The following is a 16700-nucleotide window of genomic DNA, read 5'->3' as shown; positions in this document are numbered from 1 at the left end:
TCTTGAATGGATGGGGTGCGATGGAGAGCCTGTGGCCCCCGCCCGATCGCTCGGGCAGGTCGCGCTGTCTTACAGACCGAAGGCGTAGTTCAGCGTGAGCGAACCGTCGAGATCCACCGTGTCGGTGATTGCACCGTTCATGGTGGTGGTGCCGCCAATGTATGGCGTGACGGCCAGCGTTGCGCCAAACACCTTGCCCGACTTGAGCGCTGCGCCCGTGGACCAGCCTTGCTTGTAGCCGGTATTGAGGTAGGCGGTCGCGGCGCTTGTGATGGTCGTGGTGTTGGTCGTAAACGTGCTGGACGCAACGCTATCGACCGTCGGGCTCGACAGGAGCACGTAGTAGTAACCGATCTTGCCTGTGGTGTTGACCATGCCCAGGCCGAAGTAGCCTGGGTTACCTCCAGTGCTCACCGAGGTGGCACGGTTGTCGGTCACGGAGAAGGTCAGGTAGGTGTCGGCATCGCAGGTGACCGTCCAGTTCTTGCTGAGCGCGGTCAGCGCGGTATGCGTGGCGCCGGGCTTGATCAGCGTGGGGCTGACGCTACCGAAATCGAAGAGGCCATCATCGGCGGCGGCCACGGTGCAAGTGGGCGCCTTGAGAGTGCCTTTCACTTTGAGTTCAGCCGTGGGTGCGGCGGCGTGCGCGGTGGCAGCAGCCAGGGTCAGCGCGGCCAGTGCAGCGAGGTTGAGCGAGCGAGCTTGCATATCGAGACTTTTGAATTTGTGGGATGCAGTGGAGAGCCGGTGGCCCCAGCCCGATCGCTCGGGCAGGTCGCGCTGTCTTACAGGTTGAATTACAGGCCGAAGGCGTAGTTCAGCGTGAGCGAACCGTCCAGATCGACTTCGTCAACAAGCGCGCCGTTCATGGTGGTGGTGCCGCCAATGTTTGGCGTGACGGCCAGGGTTGCGCCAAACACCTTGCCCGACTTGAGCGCTGCACCCGTAGACCAGCCCATCTTGTTGCCGCCGGCATAGAGATTGGTGGACGCTGCGCTGCTGATAGTCGTACCGGTGGTCGCAAACGTGCTGGAGGCAACGCTATCGACCGTCGGGCTCGTCAGGTTCACGGTGTAGTAGCCGATCTTGCCGGTGGTGTTGACCGTGCCCAAGCCGAAGTTGTTGGTGGCAACGGTGCTGACCGAGGTCGCCCGGTTGTCAACCACTGAGAACGTCAGAAAGGTGTCGGCATCGCAGGTGACCGTCCAGTTCTGGCTGAGCGGGGTCAACGCGGTATGCGTGGTGCCGGGCTTGATGAGCGTGTTGCCAATGCCACCGAAATCATAGACACCGCTATTGGCGGCAGCCACGGTGCAGGTGGGCACGTCGATGGTGCCTTTCACCTTCAGTTCTGCCGTGGGTGCGGCGGCGTGTGCCGTGGCAGCAGCCAGGGTCAGCGCGGCCAGTGCGATGAGGTTGAGCGAGCGAGCTTGCATGAAAAAACTCCTTGGGGATGCGATGAAAAAGCGGTCGAAATGTGTACTGGGCTCCGGCCTCAGGCCGCCACCTTCTTGGGCGGTAACCGGTGCAGACCTGCCTGGCCACAACTTCATCGTATGAGGCAAGGGGTTTCGAAAAAATGAGAAAAGTCCGATATTCCAGCCCCAGTTCTTCACTGTTGTCCGACCGCGACGCGCATACGTGCGCCGCACCGGGCTAGCCCTCAGCAAGCGGGTTGCTGTTCAACGGCACTGCGCCTCGGCCTCTTCGTATGGGCTGTTCTCGTCGAAGTGTTCAGGAGCGGTATATGAGATCTGGCAACGGGTACCGTTGCCGCCAACCAGGGTCAGCGTTTTGCCGATCTGCTCGTTGGTCAGCATGAAGTTGCCCTCGCCAACGACAATGCCCATGAAAGCGCCGCTTTCGTCATACACGCTGGCGCCCAGCGCGGCCGGGTTGCCTTCGGCGTCTTTGATGGTCAGTAGGAGTTGGCGCTGCGTGGATGCGCCGATGTGGTAAACGCCGACGCTGCCGCGCGCCTGGCCAAGGCTGAGCGTGGTGGTGTCCAGCCGCGTGTTGAGGGGCACGCTGCGCGAGTCCACCTGCAATTGCGAGCGCATATAGGGCAGCACGTTCGGAATGACGGCGGTGCCCAGCGCATTCGTTTTGGACGAGCCTCCCGGCGCCTGCACGCGCAGACCGGCCTGATCCTGCACCGTGAGCAACGCAAAGGTATCGCTGACCGGCGCGGGCGATGTGCCAAAGCCACCGCCGCGAACGTACACCAGCGAGCCTGTCGCCGAGCCGTACACCGAGCGGGCATTGTTGGTCGACTGCCCCACGCCGGCCGAAACCTGGCTGTATGCCGTGCGCAGGTTGGTCGATGCATTCAAGCGTTGATTGTCTTCGGTGCCGGTAACGCCCACCGTGTAGCTTTGATCAGGCCCGATCTTGCCGTCATAGGTGGCGCCGGCTGAGAGTTGGCCGTTGGCATCGCGGTACACGTTGCCGCGCAGCGAGCCACCGCCCAACGGCATGCTGAAGATCAGATACGCGGCGAAGCCTTGAAACGGCTGCTTCTGCAAAGACAAGCTGAGATTGGCCGGCCCGAATTGCCGCGCTAGGTTCAAGTTGTGCGACAAGCCACCGCCCGCGTTGCCAACGCTCTCGTTCGCGTAGTAGCGGTTGTAGCCAACGGTGTAGGAGGCCACGCCCCAGCGCGGGTGGGCCCACACCACCGTGGCTGCCGGGGCATGCTGCAAGCGTGGCGTTTCGTTCAGCCGGTCGGGCGACTCGAAGGCTTCCGTGGCGTTGGCATAGCGTTGGGTGCGCGCCAGCCACGAGGCCGAGGCCGACAGGTTGCCGCCCAATTGGAGCGAGCCCTGGGCACTCACCTCCGCCCCCGAGCCGAAACCCTGCGTGTGTGCGAGGCGCGAGCCCATGGTCAACCACGCCGCGTCCGACACCGACCATGTCGACTCCGCTCCCACGACCTGGTGCGGGGCCGAAAACACGGCACCCGACGTGAGGCGAACCTTCTCGGTGGCATTGAACGACAGCTCGCCCGTTGCCAGCAGCGGGGCCTTGCGTTCGCTCTCGCGATCATACGAACGATAGCGGCCCACAGCGGCCGACCAGTTCGTGGCCTGCTGCGCGGGCCGCCCTGCGGCGAGCGCCGGTACGGTGAAGTGGCGGCGTTGGCCGGTGTCTTCGATCACGTCGACATCAAGGTCGACGCCGCCCGTCATGCCGCTGATTTCCGCCAGCGTGAACGGCCCCGGCTGCACCACGGTGCGATACAGCAGGCGCCCGCGCTGACGCACCTCGATCGTCGCCTGGCTGGTGGCCAGCCCTTGAATCGGGACGGCCAGCGGCGTGGCGCCCAGTTGGGCGTGGTCGACACCGATCTGTGCGCCCAGCATGGGCAGGCCGCCAAAGGTCTGCCCGAAGCCGCTGATCTGCCCCAGTTGGGTCAGCGCTTGCAGCGATTCGACCGGCCGCTGCACATAGGCTTCTTGCTGCTGGTAGCGGCTGCCCTGATCGCCGTGCGTATACACACCGCGCGAGCGCACGCTCCAGCCGCCGGCATTGAAACCGGGCTGCAGGTCTGCCTGAAAGTAGTTGAAGCTGTTGGAGTTAGATTGAATCTGCTGCGCAAACAGGTTGTAGTTCAGCAGCGCCGCCGTGCCACCGCGCAGCATGCCGTCGTCACGCCCTTGCGCGGGGAAGGCGGCTTCAGGCACGGTCAGTTCAATGCGGTATTCCCCCGGAAACAGGCGCGCGTTGGCGCCAGGCCAGAGAGTTTGGAGATCGGAGCACCCATCAGGCACGCCATCGGCCTTCAGGCGCAGCGAAGACAGCAGCCCCGGCGTGATGCACAGATTGCCGTCGTTATCGAAGGTGGCGTCGACCAGGTACTTGCGGCTGGCGTTGACGTTGATCGTCACGGGTTGGACACCCGGCAGAAAGCGCGGCGCCTTGCTGAAGTAGCTGGCGAGGTCGGCCGTAAAACCGAGCCCCTGGAGCGTCTGCACATCAAACGTGACATCCTTGTCTGTCGCGGCCGCGGCATGACTTGCCGGGAGCGCAAGCAGCAGCGCTGCGCACAGTGGCAAGAGCCGGCTCGGAACAGACATGGTTTTCCCTCCCAGAGGAATGTTGGTGAGTCGCGGTGAAGCCGGAGGGAGATTGTGCGGTAGCGCCGCTTGAGTTGAATGGTTGCCTGTCCCTCAGGGCAGGCAACCCGCAGCATGCAGCGGTGCCAAGCGGTGGCGCTTAGTTGACTGTGGCCACCGGCAATTCCACTGGGTCCAGCGTAAAGCCGTAGCGGCTCAGCGGCACGATACCGAGTGTCGTGGGCTGCGAGGTGATCGGTGTGCGCTTGGTGGCCCCGGGCATGACGTACGCGCCGTCCAGGTTCACGACTTGACCGCTGGGCTTGAGCGTCATCGAGCGGCCCAGCCGGATCACATGCTTGCCAGGGTTGTGCAGCACCAACTCGCTGGCCGAGGCGCTGACCTCAAGATCACGCCATGGGTCGCTCACCTTGGGCACTGCCGCCGGCTGGATCATGAAACCGACGTCTTGGCGCACGGGAAACACCATCCCGCTTTTCTCGCTCTGCTGGGTCACGCCTTCAAACGAGGCCTTGAGCATGACTTCACGCTCCAGCGCCGGGCCTTTCTTGAGGATGAAGTTCACCTGCTGGCTCTGGCCCGGATCAATGCGCGTCACCGGCGGCGCCACCAGCACGCGCCCGGCGAAATTGCCGTCGTCCAGATCTGCCAGCTTGGTGACCAGCAGCATCGGGCTCTCTCCGTCGTTCTTCACGTTGAAGGCTACGCGGGAGTCCTGTTCCGACAGGACTACGCCCGGGCTTTGCAAGGTGAAGGTGCCTGCCGCAGCGGGGGTGGCGCAAATGGCCGCGCCCAGTGCCGCGCTACATAGAGCCAGCTTGAGGAACGATCCAACCTTGCGTTGGGTTGCAGTGTGGTGGTTCATGAAGCCTCCGTTGAGATGTGTACTTGGATGACTTCATGCTACGGATGATGGAGATTTGTATAAATGAGAAAAGTCCTATTCGACGCCTCCTGAGGAATTCAAGAAACCCCGATTATTCAAGGACTTACTCGCAACACGGTGCCATACGCCTTGGCACGTTGCTTTGCGTCGCGTGAGCCGAGCATAGCCTTGTCGGCAAGGGCTACGATTTGACTGCGGCGTTGGGCGAACGCGTACTACCGCTCGAACCCATAGTCGTACTCCACCCTGGCAATGCGCAGGTGATACGACGCATACCACTGCTCGCGCCCCATCTTCTGCGCGGCCAGGTGCTCGCTCTGGTTCTTCCACTCGCGGATGGCCTCCAGCGATGACCAGTACGACACCGTGATACCCGGCCGCCCCTGATCGCCCGCCAGCTCATCACGCACGGACTCGATGCCCAGGAAGCCCGGCATGTCGCGGGCCAGTTCGACCATGCGATCGGCCATCGCACCGTAGCCGTTATCGCCATCGGTGCGCGTGGAGGAGAAGATCACGGCGTAGTACGGCGCCGTGGGCGTCTGTGCAGGAAACGGCAACGCGAGGGCGCTGTCGTCGAGAACGTCGTGTTGGTCAGCCATGGTGGGCTCCGGGTCTTCGGTCAGGTTGCGGCGTGAAAGCGGACGATGCCATCGGTGCCGGTCTCGCGCACCAATTCGCTGCGGTGCCAGAGCGCATGCAGGTGGGCCAACGCCTCGCCCATCGCAAACGTCATCTGGTGCACGTCAAACTGGCGCTTGAAGATGACGTTGACGATGTCCCGCGCGGATTGCGGCGCGGTTTTGCATGCGGCCAGCGTATCGGCGAGCCGGTCGGCATGGTGGTAGCGCAGTTGCTGAATGCGCGTATGCAGCCCGCGAAACGGCCGGCCATGCGATGGCAGGATCAGCACATCGGCCGGCAGGGGCTCGTACTTGGTCAGCGAGTCGAGATACAGCGTGAGCGGATCAGCCTCAGGCTCAATGTCGAACACGCTCACGTTGGTGGAGATGCGCGGCAGGACCATGTCGCCGGAGATCAGCACGTTGGCATCCTGGCTGTAGAGCGCGACATGCTCGGGCGCATGGCCAAAGCCGGTGATGACGCGCCAGGTGTGCCGGCCGATGGTGACGACATTGCCATCCATCAGGCGGCGGTACTGACCGGGAACACCGGGCACCAGCGTGCTGTAGTAGTCCTTGCGGTTGCGGATGCGCTCGATGGAGTCGGGGTCTGTCAGGCCATGGCGCTCGAAGTGGCGCGCGGCAAATTCTCCGCCGGCGTTCGACGCCCCTGTGCCGCCCACCAGCATGCGGGCGAAGGCGTAATCGCCCAGGCTCATCCACAGGCGCACGTTCCAGCGTTTCTCATCGCCGCCCTCGCACAGCCAGCTCGACAGACCAACGTGGTCCGGATGGCAGTGCGTGACCAGCACGCGCAACACCGGCAGGCCATCAAGGTGGTTCGCGAAAATGCTTTCCCAATACCCGCGAATGGCTTCGTGGTTGATGCCGCAATCGATGATCGTCCAGCCGTCTTGCCCGTCCTGGTGATCGCGCAGCAGCCAGAGGTTGATGTGGTCCAGCGCAAACGGCAGCGGCATGCGCAGCCAATAGACGCCAGGGGCGACTTCATACCGCGTGCCACCTTCGGGCAGCGTGTCGCCAAAGGGATAGTCGAGTTGGTGTTCGAGCGCGTTCATGGGAATGTGGTCTCGGTCGCCGCCTTGGGAGCAGTCATCAAGCGGTCTTTGCAATTGCGATTTTTGGCAATTGACGCTAACGTAAACGTCAATTCGCCGCCGGCCTTCCATCTTAAGCGAAAACTTCAAGGCACAGCCCGGCGTGCTTCTGCCATCACTGGATTCTCCGCCGTATGTCCGCTTCCACTCCGTCTGCCGCCGCCACGCTGACCGCCGATCTCGAATCGGGCGACGCCTGCGAACAAGCGGACGCCAGCTACACCATCACCGACCTCGCACGTGAATTCGACATCACGCCGCGCGCCATCCGCTTCTATGAAGACCAGGGCCTGCTGGCACCGGATCGCCAGGGCCCGGGCGGACGCCGCCGCGTGTACTCCGCCGGCGAGCGCACGCGCCTGAAGCTGACCCTGCGCGGCAAGCGGCTCGGGCTGTCGCTGGGCGAGATCAAGGAGATCCTCGATCTGTACGAGTCTCCGCGCGATACGGTGCCGCAGCTGGAGCGCTTTCTCGCCTCGCTGGCGCAGCATCGCGCGGTGCTCACGCAGCAGTTGGATGACCTGAACGCCCAGTTAGCCGAGATCGACCAGCACGAGCGTCAATGCCGTCGCCTGCTGGAAGACGCACAGGCCGGCACCGCCAAGCCGCCGAAGCGACGCAAGACCGCGTGATTCGGTGATCTTACGTAGTTGACGTTTACGTCAACGTCAATACAATACGCAACACCCTGCAGCACCCTCCCGGCATCGGTGCGCCTGCCACAAGCGGCGTGCACCGCACCGCGCCAGACCACTTACCAGAGACACTCGCGGCTTGAACCGCGCCCAAGGAGACCACCATGATTGACCTGCCCGGCTTGAAATTCGACTTGGGCGAAGACATCGAGATGCTGCGTTCGGCCGTGCGCGACTGGGCGCAGGGCGAGCTGGCACCGCGTGCAGGCGAGATCGATCGCACCGACCAGTTCCCGATGGACGCGTGGCGCAAGATGGGTGAGCTGGGTGTGCTGGGCATCACGGTGGCCGAGGAATACGGCGGCGCCAACATGGGCTACCTGGCGCACATGATCGCCATGGAAGAAATCAGCCGTGCCTCGGCGTCGGTCGGCCTGTCGTATGGCGCGCACTCGAACCTGTGCGTCAACCAGATCCACCGCAACGGCACGGCGGCCCAGAAGGCCAAGTACTTGCCCAAGCTGGTGTCGGGTGAATGGGTTGGCGCGCTGGCAATGAGCGAGCCGAATGCCGGCTCCGACGTCGTCAGCATGAAGCTGCGCGCAGAGCTGAAAGGCGACCGCTACGTGCTCAACGGCACCAAGATGTGGATCACCAACGGCCCGGACTGCGACGTGCTGGTCGTCTACGCCAAGACCGAGCCCGAGCTGGGCGCGCGCGGCATGACGGCGTTCATCGTCGAAAAGGGCATGAAGGGCTTCTCGGTGGCGCAGAAGCTGGACAAGCTCGGCATGCGCGGCTCGCACACCGGCGAGCTGGTGTTCGACAACGTAGAAGTGCCGGTGGAAAACATCCTCGGCCAGGAAAACGGCGGCACCAAGGTGCTGATGAGCGGCCTGGACTACGAGCGCGCGGTGCTCTCCGGCGGCCCGATCGGCATCATGCAGGCCTGCATGGACGTGGTCACGCCGTACATCCACGACCGCAAGCAGTTCGGCCAGAGCATTGGGGAATTCCAGCTCATTCAGGGCAAGATGGCCGATATGTACACCACGCTGCAGGCGTGCCGCGCGTACCTGTACACGGTCGGCAAGAACCTCGATTCGCTGGGCCGCGACCACGTGCGCCAGGTGCGCAAGGACTGCGCCGGGGTGATCCTCTATACCGCCGAAAAGGCCACCTGGATGGCCGGCGAAGCCATCCAGATCCTCGGCGGCAACGGCTACATCAACGAATTCCCGGTCGGCCGTCTGTGGCGTGACGCCAAGCTGTACGAGATCGGCGCCGGCACGTCGGAAATCCGCCGCATGCTGATCGGCCGGGAGCTGTACGCAGAAACGATGTAAGGCAGGCGGGGGCGGGCGGATGGCACGGCGTCATCCGCCAAACGGATAAGGAGGCGCAACGGTTTCAGGACGCGAACACGACACCGAAGACCCTACAATCGAGGTCTTCCGTGGTCTGCTGGTTTTGTTGCTCTCCCGCCCTCCCCCCGCGCACACGCCATGTCCCACTTCCCCAAGCTCCTCTCGTCGCAGATCGCCTTTGACGTCGCCCGCACGATGCTCGACGGCTTCGACAAGCACTACCGCTTGTTCCGCGAGGTCTGCGTGCAGGCCAAGGCGGCGTTCGAGCACGGGGATTGGGCAGCCATGCAGCAGCTGCAGCGCGATCGCATTGCCTACTACGACGAGCGCGTGCGTGAAGCGTCGGTCATCCTCGAAGACGAATACGACGCCGAGAACATCGACGACGAAATCTGGCGCCAGATCAAGCTGCACTACATCGGCCTCTTGACCAACCATCACCAGCCGGAGCTGGCCGAGACCTTCTTCAACTCGGTGTGCACGCGCATCCTGCACCGCTCGTACTTCAGCAACGATTTCATCTTCGTGCGGCCAGCCATCTCGACGGAATACATCGAGAACGAAGAGTCGCCCACCAAGCCGACGTACCGCGCCTACTACCCTGGCACACGTGAAGGTCTGGGCGATTGCTTCGAGCGCATCGTGCACAACTTCCAGCTCGAAGCCCCGTTTGAAGACCTGCGCCGCGACATCGGTTACCTGATGCGCGCCGTCGAAGAACACTTTGGCGACTACCGCATCGCGCCGAATTTCCAGATCCACGTGCTGTCGTCGCTGTTCTTCCGCAACACGGCGGCGTACATCATCGGGCGCGTGATCAACGGCGATAAGACCTATCCACTGGCCGTGCCCATCATGCGCAATGCGAGCGGCCAGCTGCGGCTGGACACCGTGCTGCTGCGCCCGGAACAGTTGCTGATCCTGTTCTCGTTCACGCACTCGTACTTCATGGTGGACATGGAGATTCCGTCCGCCTACGTAACCTTTTTGCGTGACCTGATGCCGCGCAAGCCGCGCGCCGAGATCTACACCTCGCTCGGCCTGCAGAAGCAGGGCAAGAACCTGTTCTACCGGGATTTCCTCCACCACCTGCAGCATTCATCGGACAAGTTCATCATCGCGCCCGGCATCAAGGGCCTGGTGATGCTGGTGTTCACGCTGCCGTCGTACCCGTACGTCTTCAAGGTCATCAAGGATTACTTCCCGCCGCCGAAGGAAACCACGCGCGAGCTGATCAAGAGCAAGTACCAGCTGGTGAAGCGTCACGACCGCGTGGGCCGCATGGCTGATACGCTGGAATATTCCGACGTGGCCTTCCCGCTCTCGCGCTTTGACGAAGCGCTGATCAAAGAGCTGGAAAAGCATGCGCCCTCGATGGTCGAATACCAGCGTGGCGAAGACGGCAGCGAAGAGATCGTCATCCGCCACGTCTACATCGAGCGCCGCATGACGCCGCTGAACATCTGGCTGCAGGAAGGCACCGATGCGCAGGTCGAGCACGGCATCATCGAATACGGCAACGCCATCAAGGAACTGATCGCCGCGAACATCTTCCCCGGCGACATGCTGTACAAGAACTTTGGCGTGACGCGCCACGGCCGCGTGGTGTTCTACGACTACGACGAGATCGAATACCTCACCGACTGCAACGTCCGCAAGGTCCCGCAGCCGCGCAATGAAGAAGAAGAGATGTCCGGCGAGGTCTGGTACAGCGTCGGCCCGCACGACATCTTCCCGGAGACGTACGGCACCTTCCTGCTGGGCGACCCGCGCGTGCGCGAGGCCTTCCTCAAGCACCATGCGGATTTCTTCGACCCAGCCATGTGGCAGGCCTACAAAGACCGCCTGCTTTCGGGGCAAACACACGATTTCTACGCGTATGACGCGAGCGAACGCTTCGTCAACCGATACGGCGCCGGCGCACAGGGGACTGCAGCCGAACAGACAACGGAACACACAACGTCTGCGCTGCAACGCGCCGCCGCCTAACTCTCTCAACACGACGGGAAACCATGCCGAATCGCATCAAAGCACTGTTTGAAAACAACCGGAAGTGGGTCGAGCGCGTCAATGCGGAAGACCCGACGTTCTTCTCGGCGCTCGCCAACCAGCAGAACCCGGAGTACCTGTGGATCGGCTGCTCGGACTCGCGCGTGCCTGCCAACCAGATCATCGGCCTGCCGCCGGGCGAGGTGTTCGTCCACCGCAACATCGCCAACGTGGTCGTGCACTCGGATCTGAACTGCCTGTCGGTGCTGCAGTTTGCGGTGGAGGTGTTGAAGATTCGGCATATCACCGTGGTGGGGCACTACGGGTGTTCCGGTGTGAAGGCTGCGTTGACCAAGCAGCGCTTTGGGCTGGCGGATAACTGGATTCGTCACGTGCGTGACGTGGCAGAGCAGCATGAGACGTATCTCGGCACGGTGGTGCGCCAACAGGACCAGCATGATCGGCTGTGTGAGTTGAACGTGATCCACCAGGTGAACAACGTCTGCCTGACAACGATCGTGCAGGACGCGTGGGATCGTGGGCAGCCGCTGACTGTGCATGGGTGGATTTATGGCGTGAAGGACGGGATGCTGCGCAATCTGGGCATGGCGGCGAGTTCGAATGAGGAACTGCATGCGCAGTTGGGTGAGGCTTGGAAGAACTACGGGAAGGAAGGGAGTGTGCCGACTCCTGTGGGGTTCTGATTTTGTTGCTGTTTGGGGGGTGGTTTTTTTGTTGGTGGTCCATCCCTTGTTTCATCCCCTGCCGGGGCTGACTCACTTTCTTTGTCTTGCCAAAGAAAGTAAGCAAAGAAAAGCGCGCCCGAGATGGCGACCCATCCCTTGAATTTATGTCGCAAGGAGGGGAAGGGGAAAACTCGCTGCGCTCAAACAGTTCCCCTTCCCTTTTCCTCCTTGCAACAGAAATTCAAGGCGCCATCAAGGGCAGGAACGTCAAAAGCCAAACCATCGACCACCAGTGCAGTAGGGACCGGCAACACAACGCGCAGCAAAGCGAGCAACACAGCAACAAACAAGAGCCACCTAGGACAGCACACCGATGGTGTGGCCGTACCCTGCCCTAGATGGCGCCTTGGATTTTTGTAAGCGGGCGGAAAAAAGACGGGGAACTGTCTGAGCGCAGCGAGTTTTCCCCGTCTCCGCCCGGTTACACAAAGTCAAGGAGGGTGTCGCCATCTCGGGCGCGCCTTTCTTTGCTTACTTTCTTTGGCAAGACAAAGAAAGTGAGTCGCCCCCGGCAGGGGGTGAAAGGGAGATGGACCAACAAGGCCCACCCAAAGCAAGAGACACATAGCCCCTGCACCACAAGTGCAGACCATGTTGAACAGCACACCAGGAGATAGTCATGTCCGACCGCATCATCATCGCCTCAGCAGCCCGCACCCCGATGGGCGCCTTCCAGGGCGAACTCGCCAGCCTCACCGCTCCGCAACTCGGCGCCGCTGCCATCCGCGCGGCAGTCGAACGAGCGGGCCTGAAGCCCGAGCAGATCGAAGAAGTCATCATGGGCTGTGTGCTGCCGGCTGGCCAAGGCCAAGCACCAGCACGCCAGGCCGCATTGGGCGCGGGCCTGCCGCTGTCGGTCGGCTGCACCACAGTCAACAAGATGTGCGGTTCGGGCATGCGCGCCGCGATGAATGCCTACGACGCACTGCTCGCAGGCTCGCTGGATGTGGTGGTGGCGGGCGGCATGGAAAGCATGACCAACGCCCCGTACCTGATCCCGAAAGGCCGCGGCGGCTACCGCATCGGCCACGGCATGATCTACGACCACATGATGTTGGATGGCCTGGAAGACGCTTACGACAAGGGCCGCGCCATGGGCACCTTCGGTGAAGACTGCGCCGAGAAGTACGGCTTCACCCGCAAGGCGCAGGACCACTTCGCGATGACGTCCGTGCGCCGCGCGCAAGAGGCCACCGAGTCCGGCGCGTTCCGCTGGGAAATCACGCCCGTCACTGTGTCGAGCAAGGCCGGCGACACCGTCATCGACACCGATGAAGGCCCGCGCCGCATCAAGGTCGACAAGATCCCCTCGCTCAAGCCCGCGTTCAAGAAAGACGGCACGGTAACGGCCGCTTCGTCCTCGTCGATCAACGATGGTGCGGCTGCACTCGTGATGATGCGCGAGTCGACTGCCAAGCAACTCGGCATCACGCCGCTGGCGGTGATGCTGGGCCACACCACGCACGCGCAGGCACCGGGCTGGTTCACCACTGCGCCGGTCGCGGCCATCGACAAGCTGTTCAAGAAGCTCGACTGGAATTCGGGCAACGTCGATCTGTTCGAGATCAACGAAGCGTTTGCCGTGGTGCCGATGGCTGCCATGCACGACCTGCACATCCCGCACGAGAAGGTGAACGTGAATGGCGGCGCATGTGCGCTGGGCCATCCGATCGGCGCATCGGGCGCGCGCGTGATGGCGACGCTGCTGGGCGCGCTGCGCCACCGTGGCGGCAAGCGCGGCGTAGCTAGCCTGTGCATTGGCGGTGGTGAAGCCACGGCTGTGGGCATCGAACTCTACTAAACGGAACCGCCAGCACGATGACGAATGCAACATCCCGCCGCACGCGCACTGCACTCATCCTGGGCGCGTCGCGTGGCATCGGCCTGGAAACGGTCAAGCAGTACCGGGCCGACGGCTGGCGCGTGATCGCCACCGTGCGCTCACAAGAAGCGGCACAGGCGTTGCAGGCCCTGGGCGCGGAAACGCACGTGCTGGACCTGACGGACGCCAATGCCGTCGCGGGCCTGGCGTGGAAGCTCGACGGTGAAGCGCTGGACGTGGCGATCTACGTGGCGGGCATCTACGGCCCGCGCACGCAGAACGCCACGCCCGTCAGCCAGGCCGACTTTGATGCCGTGATGCACACCAACGTGTGGGCGCCCATGGGCGTGCTGCCCGCCGTGCTGCCGATGGTGGAAGCCGGCCGCAATGGCGCCGACGAGCCCGGCGGCGTGCTGGCCGTCATCTCCAGCCGCATGGGCAGCATCGGCGATATGCAAGGCAACGGAGGCTGGCTGTATCGCGCCAGCAAGGCGGCGGTGAATGCCGTACTGCATGCGCTGTCATTCGACGCCAAGAACGCCACGTGCCTGACCTTCCACCCCGGCTGGGTGCAGACCGACATGGGCGGCGCCGGCGCGGCCATCACGCCGCAAGAGAGCGTGGCCGGTATCCGCCGCGTGATTGCCAATGCCACGCGCGCCGACAACGGCGGCTTCCGCAACTACGACGGCAGCGTCATTGAGTGGTGAGGCAAGAACGATGCTGTTGACCCAAGAACAAGAGATGATCCGCGACGCCATCCGCACCTTCGTGCGGGAGGCGATCACCCCGCACGCGGCTGCGTGGGACCGCGATGGCACGTTCCCGAAAGACGTGCACCGCCAGCTCGGCGAGCTGGGCGCGTATGGCGTGGCGGTGCCGGAAGAACTCGGCGGCGCGGGGCTCGACTACCTGTCGCTCGCGCTGATCCTGGAAGAGATTGCCGCCGGCGATGGCGGTACCTCCACCGTCATCAGCGTGAACAACTGCCCGGTGTGCAGCATGCTGATGGCGTTTGCGAACGACGCGCAGAAGCAGCAGTGGCTCGTGCCGCTGGCGCGCGGCGAGATGCTCGGCGCGTTCTGCCTGACCGAGCCGCACGTCGGCTCCGATGCCTCGGCCCTGCGCACCACTGCCACACGAGACGGCGACCACTGGGTGCTCAACGGCGTGAAGCAGTTCATCACCAGCGGCAAGCATGCCGATGTGGCGATCGTCATGGCCGTAACGGACAAGGCGGCAGGCAAGCGCGGCATCAGCGCGTTCCTGGTGCCGACCAAGACACCGGGCTACATCGTCGCGCGGCTGGAAGACAAGCTCGGCCAGCATTCGTCCGACACGGCGCAGATCGTGTTTGAGGATTGCCGCATCCCCGCCGATTGCCTGCTGGGTGAAGAAGGCGCGGGCTACAAAATGGCACTGTCCGGGCTGGAAGGCGGGCGCATCGGCATTGCCGCACAGAGCGTGGGCATGGCGCGTGCGGCCTTCGAAGCGGCGCTGGCCTATGCCAAGGAGCGCGAGAGCTTCGGCCAGCCGCTGTTTGCGCATCAGGCGGTGCAGTTCCGCCTGGCCGAGATGGCGACGCGTGTGGACGTGGCGCGGCAGATGGTCTGGCATGCCGCCAGCCTGAAGGACGCCGGCCTGCCATGCCTGAAAGAAGCGGCCATGGCCAAGCTCAACGCCAGCGAGATGGCCGAGCGCGTGTGCTCCGACGCCATCCAGGTCTTCGGCGGTTACGGCTACGTGAGCGACTTCCCGGTGGAACGCATCTACCGCGACGTGCGCGTGTGCCAGATCTACGAAGGCACCAGCGATATCCAGAAAATCCTGATCGCCCGCGCCCTCGCGTAGGCCAACAAAGAGCGCACTGCCATGCCCATGAAGAAAGGATTCCGCGCACTGGTCGACCAAGCCATGGCCGAAGTGCGCACGCTCTCGGTGGACGAGGCGCGCGCCTTGATCGACGACCCGGCCGTCCAGTTTGTCGACGTGCGCGACATCCGCGAGTTGGAACGCGAAGGCGTGATCCCGCACGCGCTGCACGCCCCGCGCGGCATGCTGGAATTCTGGGTCGACCCCGAATCGCCGTATCACAAGCCGGCCTTTGCGCAAGACAAGACCTTCGTCTTCTTCTGCGCGGCCGGCTGGCGCAGCGCGCTGGCCACCAAGACCGTGCAGGACATGGGGCTGGAACGTGTCGCCCATATCGAGGGCGGATTCACCGCCTGGAAGGCAGCCGGGGCCCCCGTCATTGCCTACGAAAAAACCGCTTACGAAAAACCGACGAAAAAAGCATGACTGCAGTCTCTCAATCCGCCGCGACCCAACCTCGCCACCCACGCTTTGACGCCATCCTGTTCGATTGCGACGGCGTGCTCGTCGACAGCGAACCCCTCGTCAACCGACTGATCTGGGAGATGCTGACCGAGCTTGGCATCAACATCAGCCCGGAAGACTCCATCAAGCGCTTCCTCGGCAAGGCCATCCGCGAAGAATTGGACGCGATTGCCGAGATGCGCGGCGCGCCGCTGCCGCCCAACTGGCTGTCCACCTTCCACGCGCGCCGCAACGCGCTGCTCGAAGCCGAAGTGGAAGCGGTGCCGCATATCGCGCATGCCATTGATGTGCTCTCCAAGCTGGGCCTGCCGATGGCCGTGGCCTCGGGCGCCGATCGCACGAAGGTGGAGTTGCAACTGAATCGCACCGGTTTGATCGAGCACTTCCGTCCGACGGACGTGCGCATCTTCTCGGCCACCGAAGTCGCGCGCAGCAAGCCGGCGCCCGATGTGTATTTGCTGGCGGCCCGCAGCCTGGGGGTCTCGCCGTCGCGGTGCCTGGTGATCGAAGACAGCCCGACGGGCGTCACCGCCGGCCACGCTGCCGGCATGACGGTGCTGGCCTACGCCGGCCGCAACGCGCCGGGCCCGCTGATCGCCGCCGGCGCCACGCGCACGTTTACCGACATGCGCGAACTGCCGGACCTGCTGGCCTGATGTCCGCGCCCCAAGCCAAGTCCATCGGCCCGACCGACGCGTGCCCCTGCGGCGGTGGCGCCTATGCGCGCTGCTGCGGCCCATTCCACGCGGGCGAGGCGGTGCCGGCCACGGCCGAATTGCTCATGCGCTCGCGCTACAGCGCCTATGTGCTGGGTGACACGACGTATCTGCGCCGCACGTGGCATCCGTCCACCTGCCCCGTCGATCTGGAAACGACTGAAGCGGATGCCGCCGCCACCCGCTGGCTCGGCCTGGACGTGAAGCACCACATAACGCAAGACGCTACGCACGCGACGGTGGAATTCGTCGCCCGCTACAAGGTGGGCGGCCGCGCGCATCGCCTGCATGAAACCAGCCGCTTCGTCCGCCTGGACGCCAGCGGCGCTGAATCCCCTGAGGGCCGTTGGCTGTACGTCGACGGCACCTTCCCCGACTGAACCTC

16 protein-coding genes are annotated in these 16700 nt (G+C 63.6%); 10 read left to right on the top strand and 6 right to left on the bottom strand.

Translation table 11 applies throughout. The features are described from left to right. Positions 1–69 precede the first annotated feature (69 nt). The 6 genes from ACS7SF_RS11375 to ACS7SF_RS11350 all read right to left on the bottom strand — a co-directional run bounded on the left by ACS7SF_RS11375 (position 70) and on the right by ACS7SF_RS11350 (position 6664). Complete coding sequence (locus tag ACS7SF_RS11375; RefSeq protein WP_439889890.1) at positions 70–708, bottom strand: DUF1120 domain-containing protein; 639 nt, start codon at positions 706–708, stop codon at positions 70–72. 89 nt (positions 709–797) lie between these two features. Continuing rightward, positions 798–1436 (bottom strand): DUF1120 domain-containing protein, encoded by a 639-nt coding sequence (locus ACS7SF_RS11370; protein WP_439889889.1) that lies wholly within the window; start codon positions 1434–1436, stop codon positions 798–800. A gap of 246 nt (positions 1437–1682) precedes the next feature. Further along, positions 1683–4076, bottom strand: a complete 2394-nt coding sequence (locus ACS7SF_RS11365; protein ID WP_439889888.1) for a fimbria/pilus outer membrane usher protein — start codon at positions 4074–4076, stop codon at positions 1683–1685. Between the two features lie 139 nt (positions 4077–4215). Further along, positions 4216–4941 carry a fimbria/pilus chaperone family protein gene (locus tag ACS7SF_RS11360; RefSeq protein WP_439889887.1) on the bottom strand — a complete coding sequence of 242 codons (726 nt, stop codon included), beginning with the start codon at positions 4939–4941 and terminating at the stop codon, positions 4216–4218. A 236-nt stretch (positions 4942–5177) separates the two neighbouring features. Further along, the gene (locus tag ACS7SF_RS11355; RefSeq protein WP_439889886.1) at positions 5178–5564 is read right to left on the bottom strand and encodes an antibiotic biosynthesis monooxygenase family protein; all 387 of its coding nucleotides are present in this window, start codon (positions 5562–5564) and stop codon (positions 5178–5180) included. A gap of 20 nt (positions 5565–5584) precedes the next feature. Then, positions 5585–6664 carry an MBL fold metallo-hydrolase gene (locus ACS7SF_RS11350; protein ID WP_439889885.1) on the bottom strand — a complete coding sequence of 360 codons (1080 nt, stop codon included), beginning with the start codon at positions 6662–6664 and terminating at the stop codon, positions 5585–5587. Between the two features lie 173 nt (positions 6665–6837). On the opposite strand from ACS7SF_RS11350, the gene ACS7SF_RS11345 reads away from it, so the two are divergent. The 10 genes from ACS7SF_RS11345 to ACS7SF_RS11300 all read left to right on the top strand — a co-directional run bounded on the left by ACS7SF_RS11345 (position 6838) and on the right by ACS7SF_RS11300 (position 16695). Beyond that, complete coding sequence (locus ACS7SF_RS11345) at positions 6838–7335, top strand: MerR family transcriptional regulator (protein WP_439889884.1); 498 nt, start codon at positions 6838–6840, stop codon at positions 7333–7335. A gap of 167 nt (positions 7336–7502) precedes the next feature. Beyond that, positions 7503–8684, top strand: a complete 1182-nt coding sequence (locus tag ACS7SF_RS11340; RefSeq protein ID WP_439889883.1) for an isovaleryl-CoA dehydrogenase — start codon at positions 7503–7505, stop codon at positions 8682–8684. A 159-nt stretch (positions 8685–8843) separates the two neighbouring features. After that, entirely contained in the window at positions 8844–10694 is a 1851-nt protein-coding gene (gene aceK, locus ACS7SF_RS11335) for a bifunctional isocitrate dehydrogenase kinase/phosphatase (RefSeq protein ID WP_439889882.1), read from the top strand. A 23-nt stretch (positions 10695–10717) separates the two neighbouring features. After that, positions 10718–11398 carry a carbonate dehydratase gene (gene can, locus ACS7SF_RS11330; RefSeq protein WP_439889881.1) on the top strand — a complete coding sequence of 227 codons (681 nt, stop codon included), beginning with the start codon at positions 10718–10720 and terminating at the stop codon, positions 11396–11398. Between the two features lie 661 nt (positions 11399–12059). After that, complete coding sequence (locus tag ACS7SF_RS11325) at positions 12060–13241, top strand: acetyl-CoA C-acetyltransferase (protein ID WP_439889880.1); 1182 nt, start codon at positions 12060–12062, stop codon at positions 13239–13241. Positions 13242–13258: 17 nt separating this feature from the next. Next, positions 13259–13972 carry an SDR family oxidoreductase gene (locus ACS7SF_RS11320; protein ID WP_439889879.1) on the top strand — a complete coding sequence of 238 codons (714 nt, stop codon included), beginning with the start codon at positions 13259–13261 and terminating at the stop codon, positions 13970–13972. A 10-nt stretch (positions 13973–13982) separates the two neighbouring features. Continuing rightward, on the top strand, positions 13983–15113 hold the full coding sequence (locus ACS7SF_RS11315; RefSeq protein ID WP_439889878.1) for an acyl-CoA dehydrogenase family protein: 1131 nt from the start codon (positions 13983–13985) through the stop codon (positions 15111–15113). A gap of 21 nt (positions 15114–15134) precedes the next feature. Continuing rightward, positions 15135–15560 carry a rhodanese-like domain-containing protein gene (locus ACS7SF_RS11310; RefSeq protein ID WP_439889877.1) on the top strand — a complete coding sequence of 142 codons (426 nt, stop codon included), beginning with the start codon at positions 15135–15137 and terminating at the stop codon, positions 15558–15560. Beyond that, on the top strand, positions 15557–16255 hold the full coding sequence (locus tag ACS7SF_RS11305; protein ID WP_439889876.1) for an HAD family hydrolase: 699 nt from the start codon (positions 15557–15559) through the stop codon (positions 16253–16255). Before ACS7SF_RS11310 ends, ACS7SF_RS11305 begins: the two co-directional genes overlap by 4 nt. Beyond that, positions 16255–16695, top strand: coding sequence for a YchJ family protein (locus tag ACS7SF_RS11300; protein WP_439889875.1), 441 nt, complete (start codon positions 16255–16257; stop codon positions 16693–16695). The genes ACS7SF_RS11305 and ACS7SF_RS11300 overlap by 1 nt, the downstream gene beginning before the upstream one ends. Positions 16696–16700 lie beyond the last annotated feature (5 nt).

It is taken from the genome of Ralstonia sp. 25C (assembly GCF_051904805.1).
Classification (GTDB): Bacteria; Pseudomonadota; Gammaproteobacteria; order Burkholderiales; family Burkholderiaceae; genus Ralstonia.
The sequence above is the reverse complement of the archived record's forward strand: the minus strand, read 5'-3'. Positions and strand labels throughout refer to the sequence as shown.

What these genes read in the sequence shown, in the direction of transcription:
- ACS7SF_RS11375 (WP_439889890.1), bottom strand. Translation starts at nt 708, where the DNA reads ATGCAAGCTCGCTCGCTCAACCTCGCTGCACTGGCCGCGCTGACCCTG.
- ACS7SF_RS11310 (WP_439889877.1), top strand. Translation starts at nt 15,135, where the DNA reads ATGCCCATGAAGAAAGGATTCCGCGCACTGGTCGACCAAGCCATGGCC.
- ACS7SF_RS11370 (WP_439889889.1), bottom strand. Translation starts at nt 1,436, where the DNA reads ATGCAAGCTCGCTCGCTCAACCTCATCGCACTGGCCGCGCTGACCCTG.
- ACS7SF_RS11350 (WP_439889885.1), bottom strand. Translation starts at nt 6,664, where the DNA reads ATGAACGCGCTCGAACACCAACTCGACTATCCCTTTGGCGACACGCTG.
- can (WP_439889881.1), top strand. Translation starts at nt 10,718, where the DNA reads ATGCCGAATCGCATCAAAGCACTGTTTGAAAACAACCGGAAGTGGGTC.
- ACS7SF_RS11360 (WP_439889887.1), bottom strand. Translation starts at nt 4,941, where the DNA reads ATGAACCACCACACTGCAACCCAACGCAAGGTTGGATCGTTCCTCAAG.
- ACS7SF_RS11325 (WP_439889880.1), top strand. Translation starts at nt 12,060, where the DNA reads ATGTCCGACCGCATCATCATCGCCTCAGCAGCCCGCACCCCGATGGGC.
- ACS7SF_RS11320 (WP_439889879.1), top strand. Translation starts at nt 13,259, where the DNA reads ATGACGAATGCAACATCCCGCCGCACGCGCACTGCACTCATCCTGGGC.
- ACS7SF_RS11300 (WP_439889875.1), top strand. Translation starts at nt 16,255, where the DNA reads ATGTCCGCGCCCCAAGCCAAGTCCATCGGCCCGACCGACGCGTGCCCC.
- ACS7SF_RS11365 (WP_439889888.1), bottom strand. Translation starts at nt 4,076, where the DNA reads ATGTCTGTTCCGAGCCGGCTCTTGCCACTGTGCGCAGCGCTGCTGCTT.
- ACS7SF_RS11340 (WP_439889883.1), top strand. Translation starts at nt 7,503, where the DNA reads ATGATTGACCTGCCCGGCTTGAAATTCGACTTGGGCGAAGACATCGAG.
- ACS7SF_RS11305 (WP_439889876.1), top strand. Translation starts at nt 15,557, where the DNA reads ATGACTGCAGTCTCTCAATCCGCCGCGACCCAACCTCGCCACCCACGC.
- ACS7SF_RS11345 (WP_439889884.1), top strand. Translation starts at nt 6,838, where the DNA reads ATGTCCGCTTCCACTCCGTCTGCCGCCGCCACGCTGACCGCCGATCTC.
- ACS7SF_RS11355 (WP_439889886.1), bottom strand. Translation starts at nt 5,564, where the DNA reads ATGGCTGACCAACACGACGTTCTCGACGACAGCGCCCTCGCGTTGCCG.
- aceK (WP_439889882.1), top strand. Translation starts at nt 8,844, where the DNA reads ATGTCCCACTTCCCCAAGCTCCTCTCGTCGCAGATCGCCTTTGACGTC.
- ACS7SF_RS11315 (WP_439889878.1), top strand. Translation starts at nt 13,983, where the DNA reads ATGCTGTTGACCCAAGAACAAGAGATGATCCGCGACGCCATCCGCACC.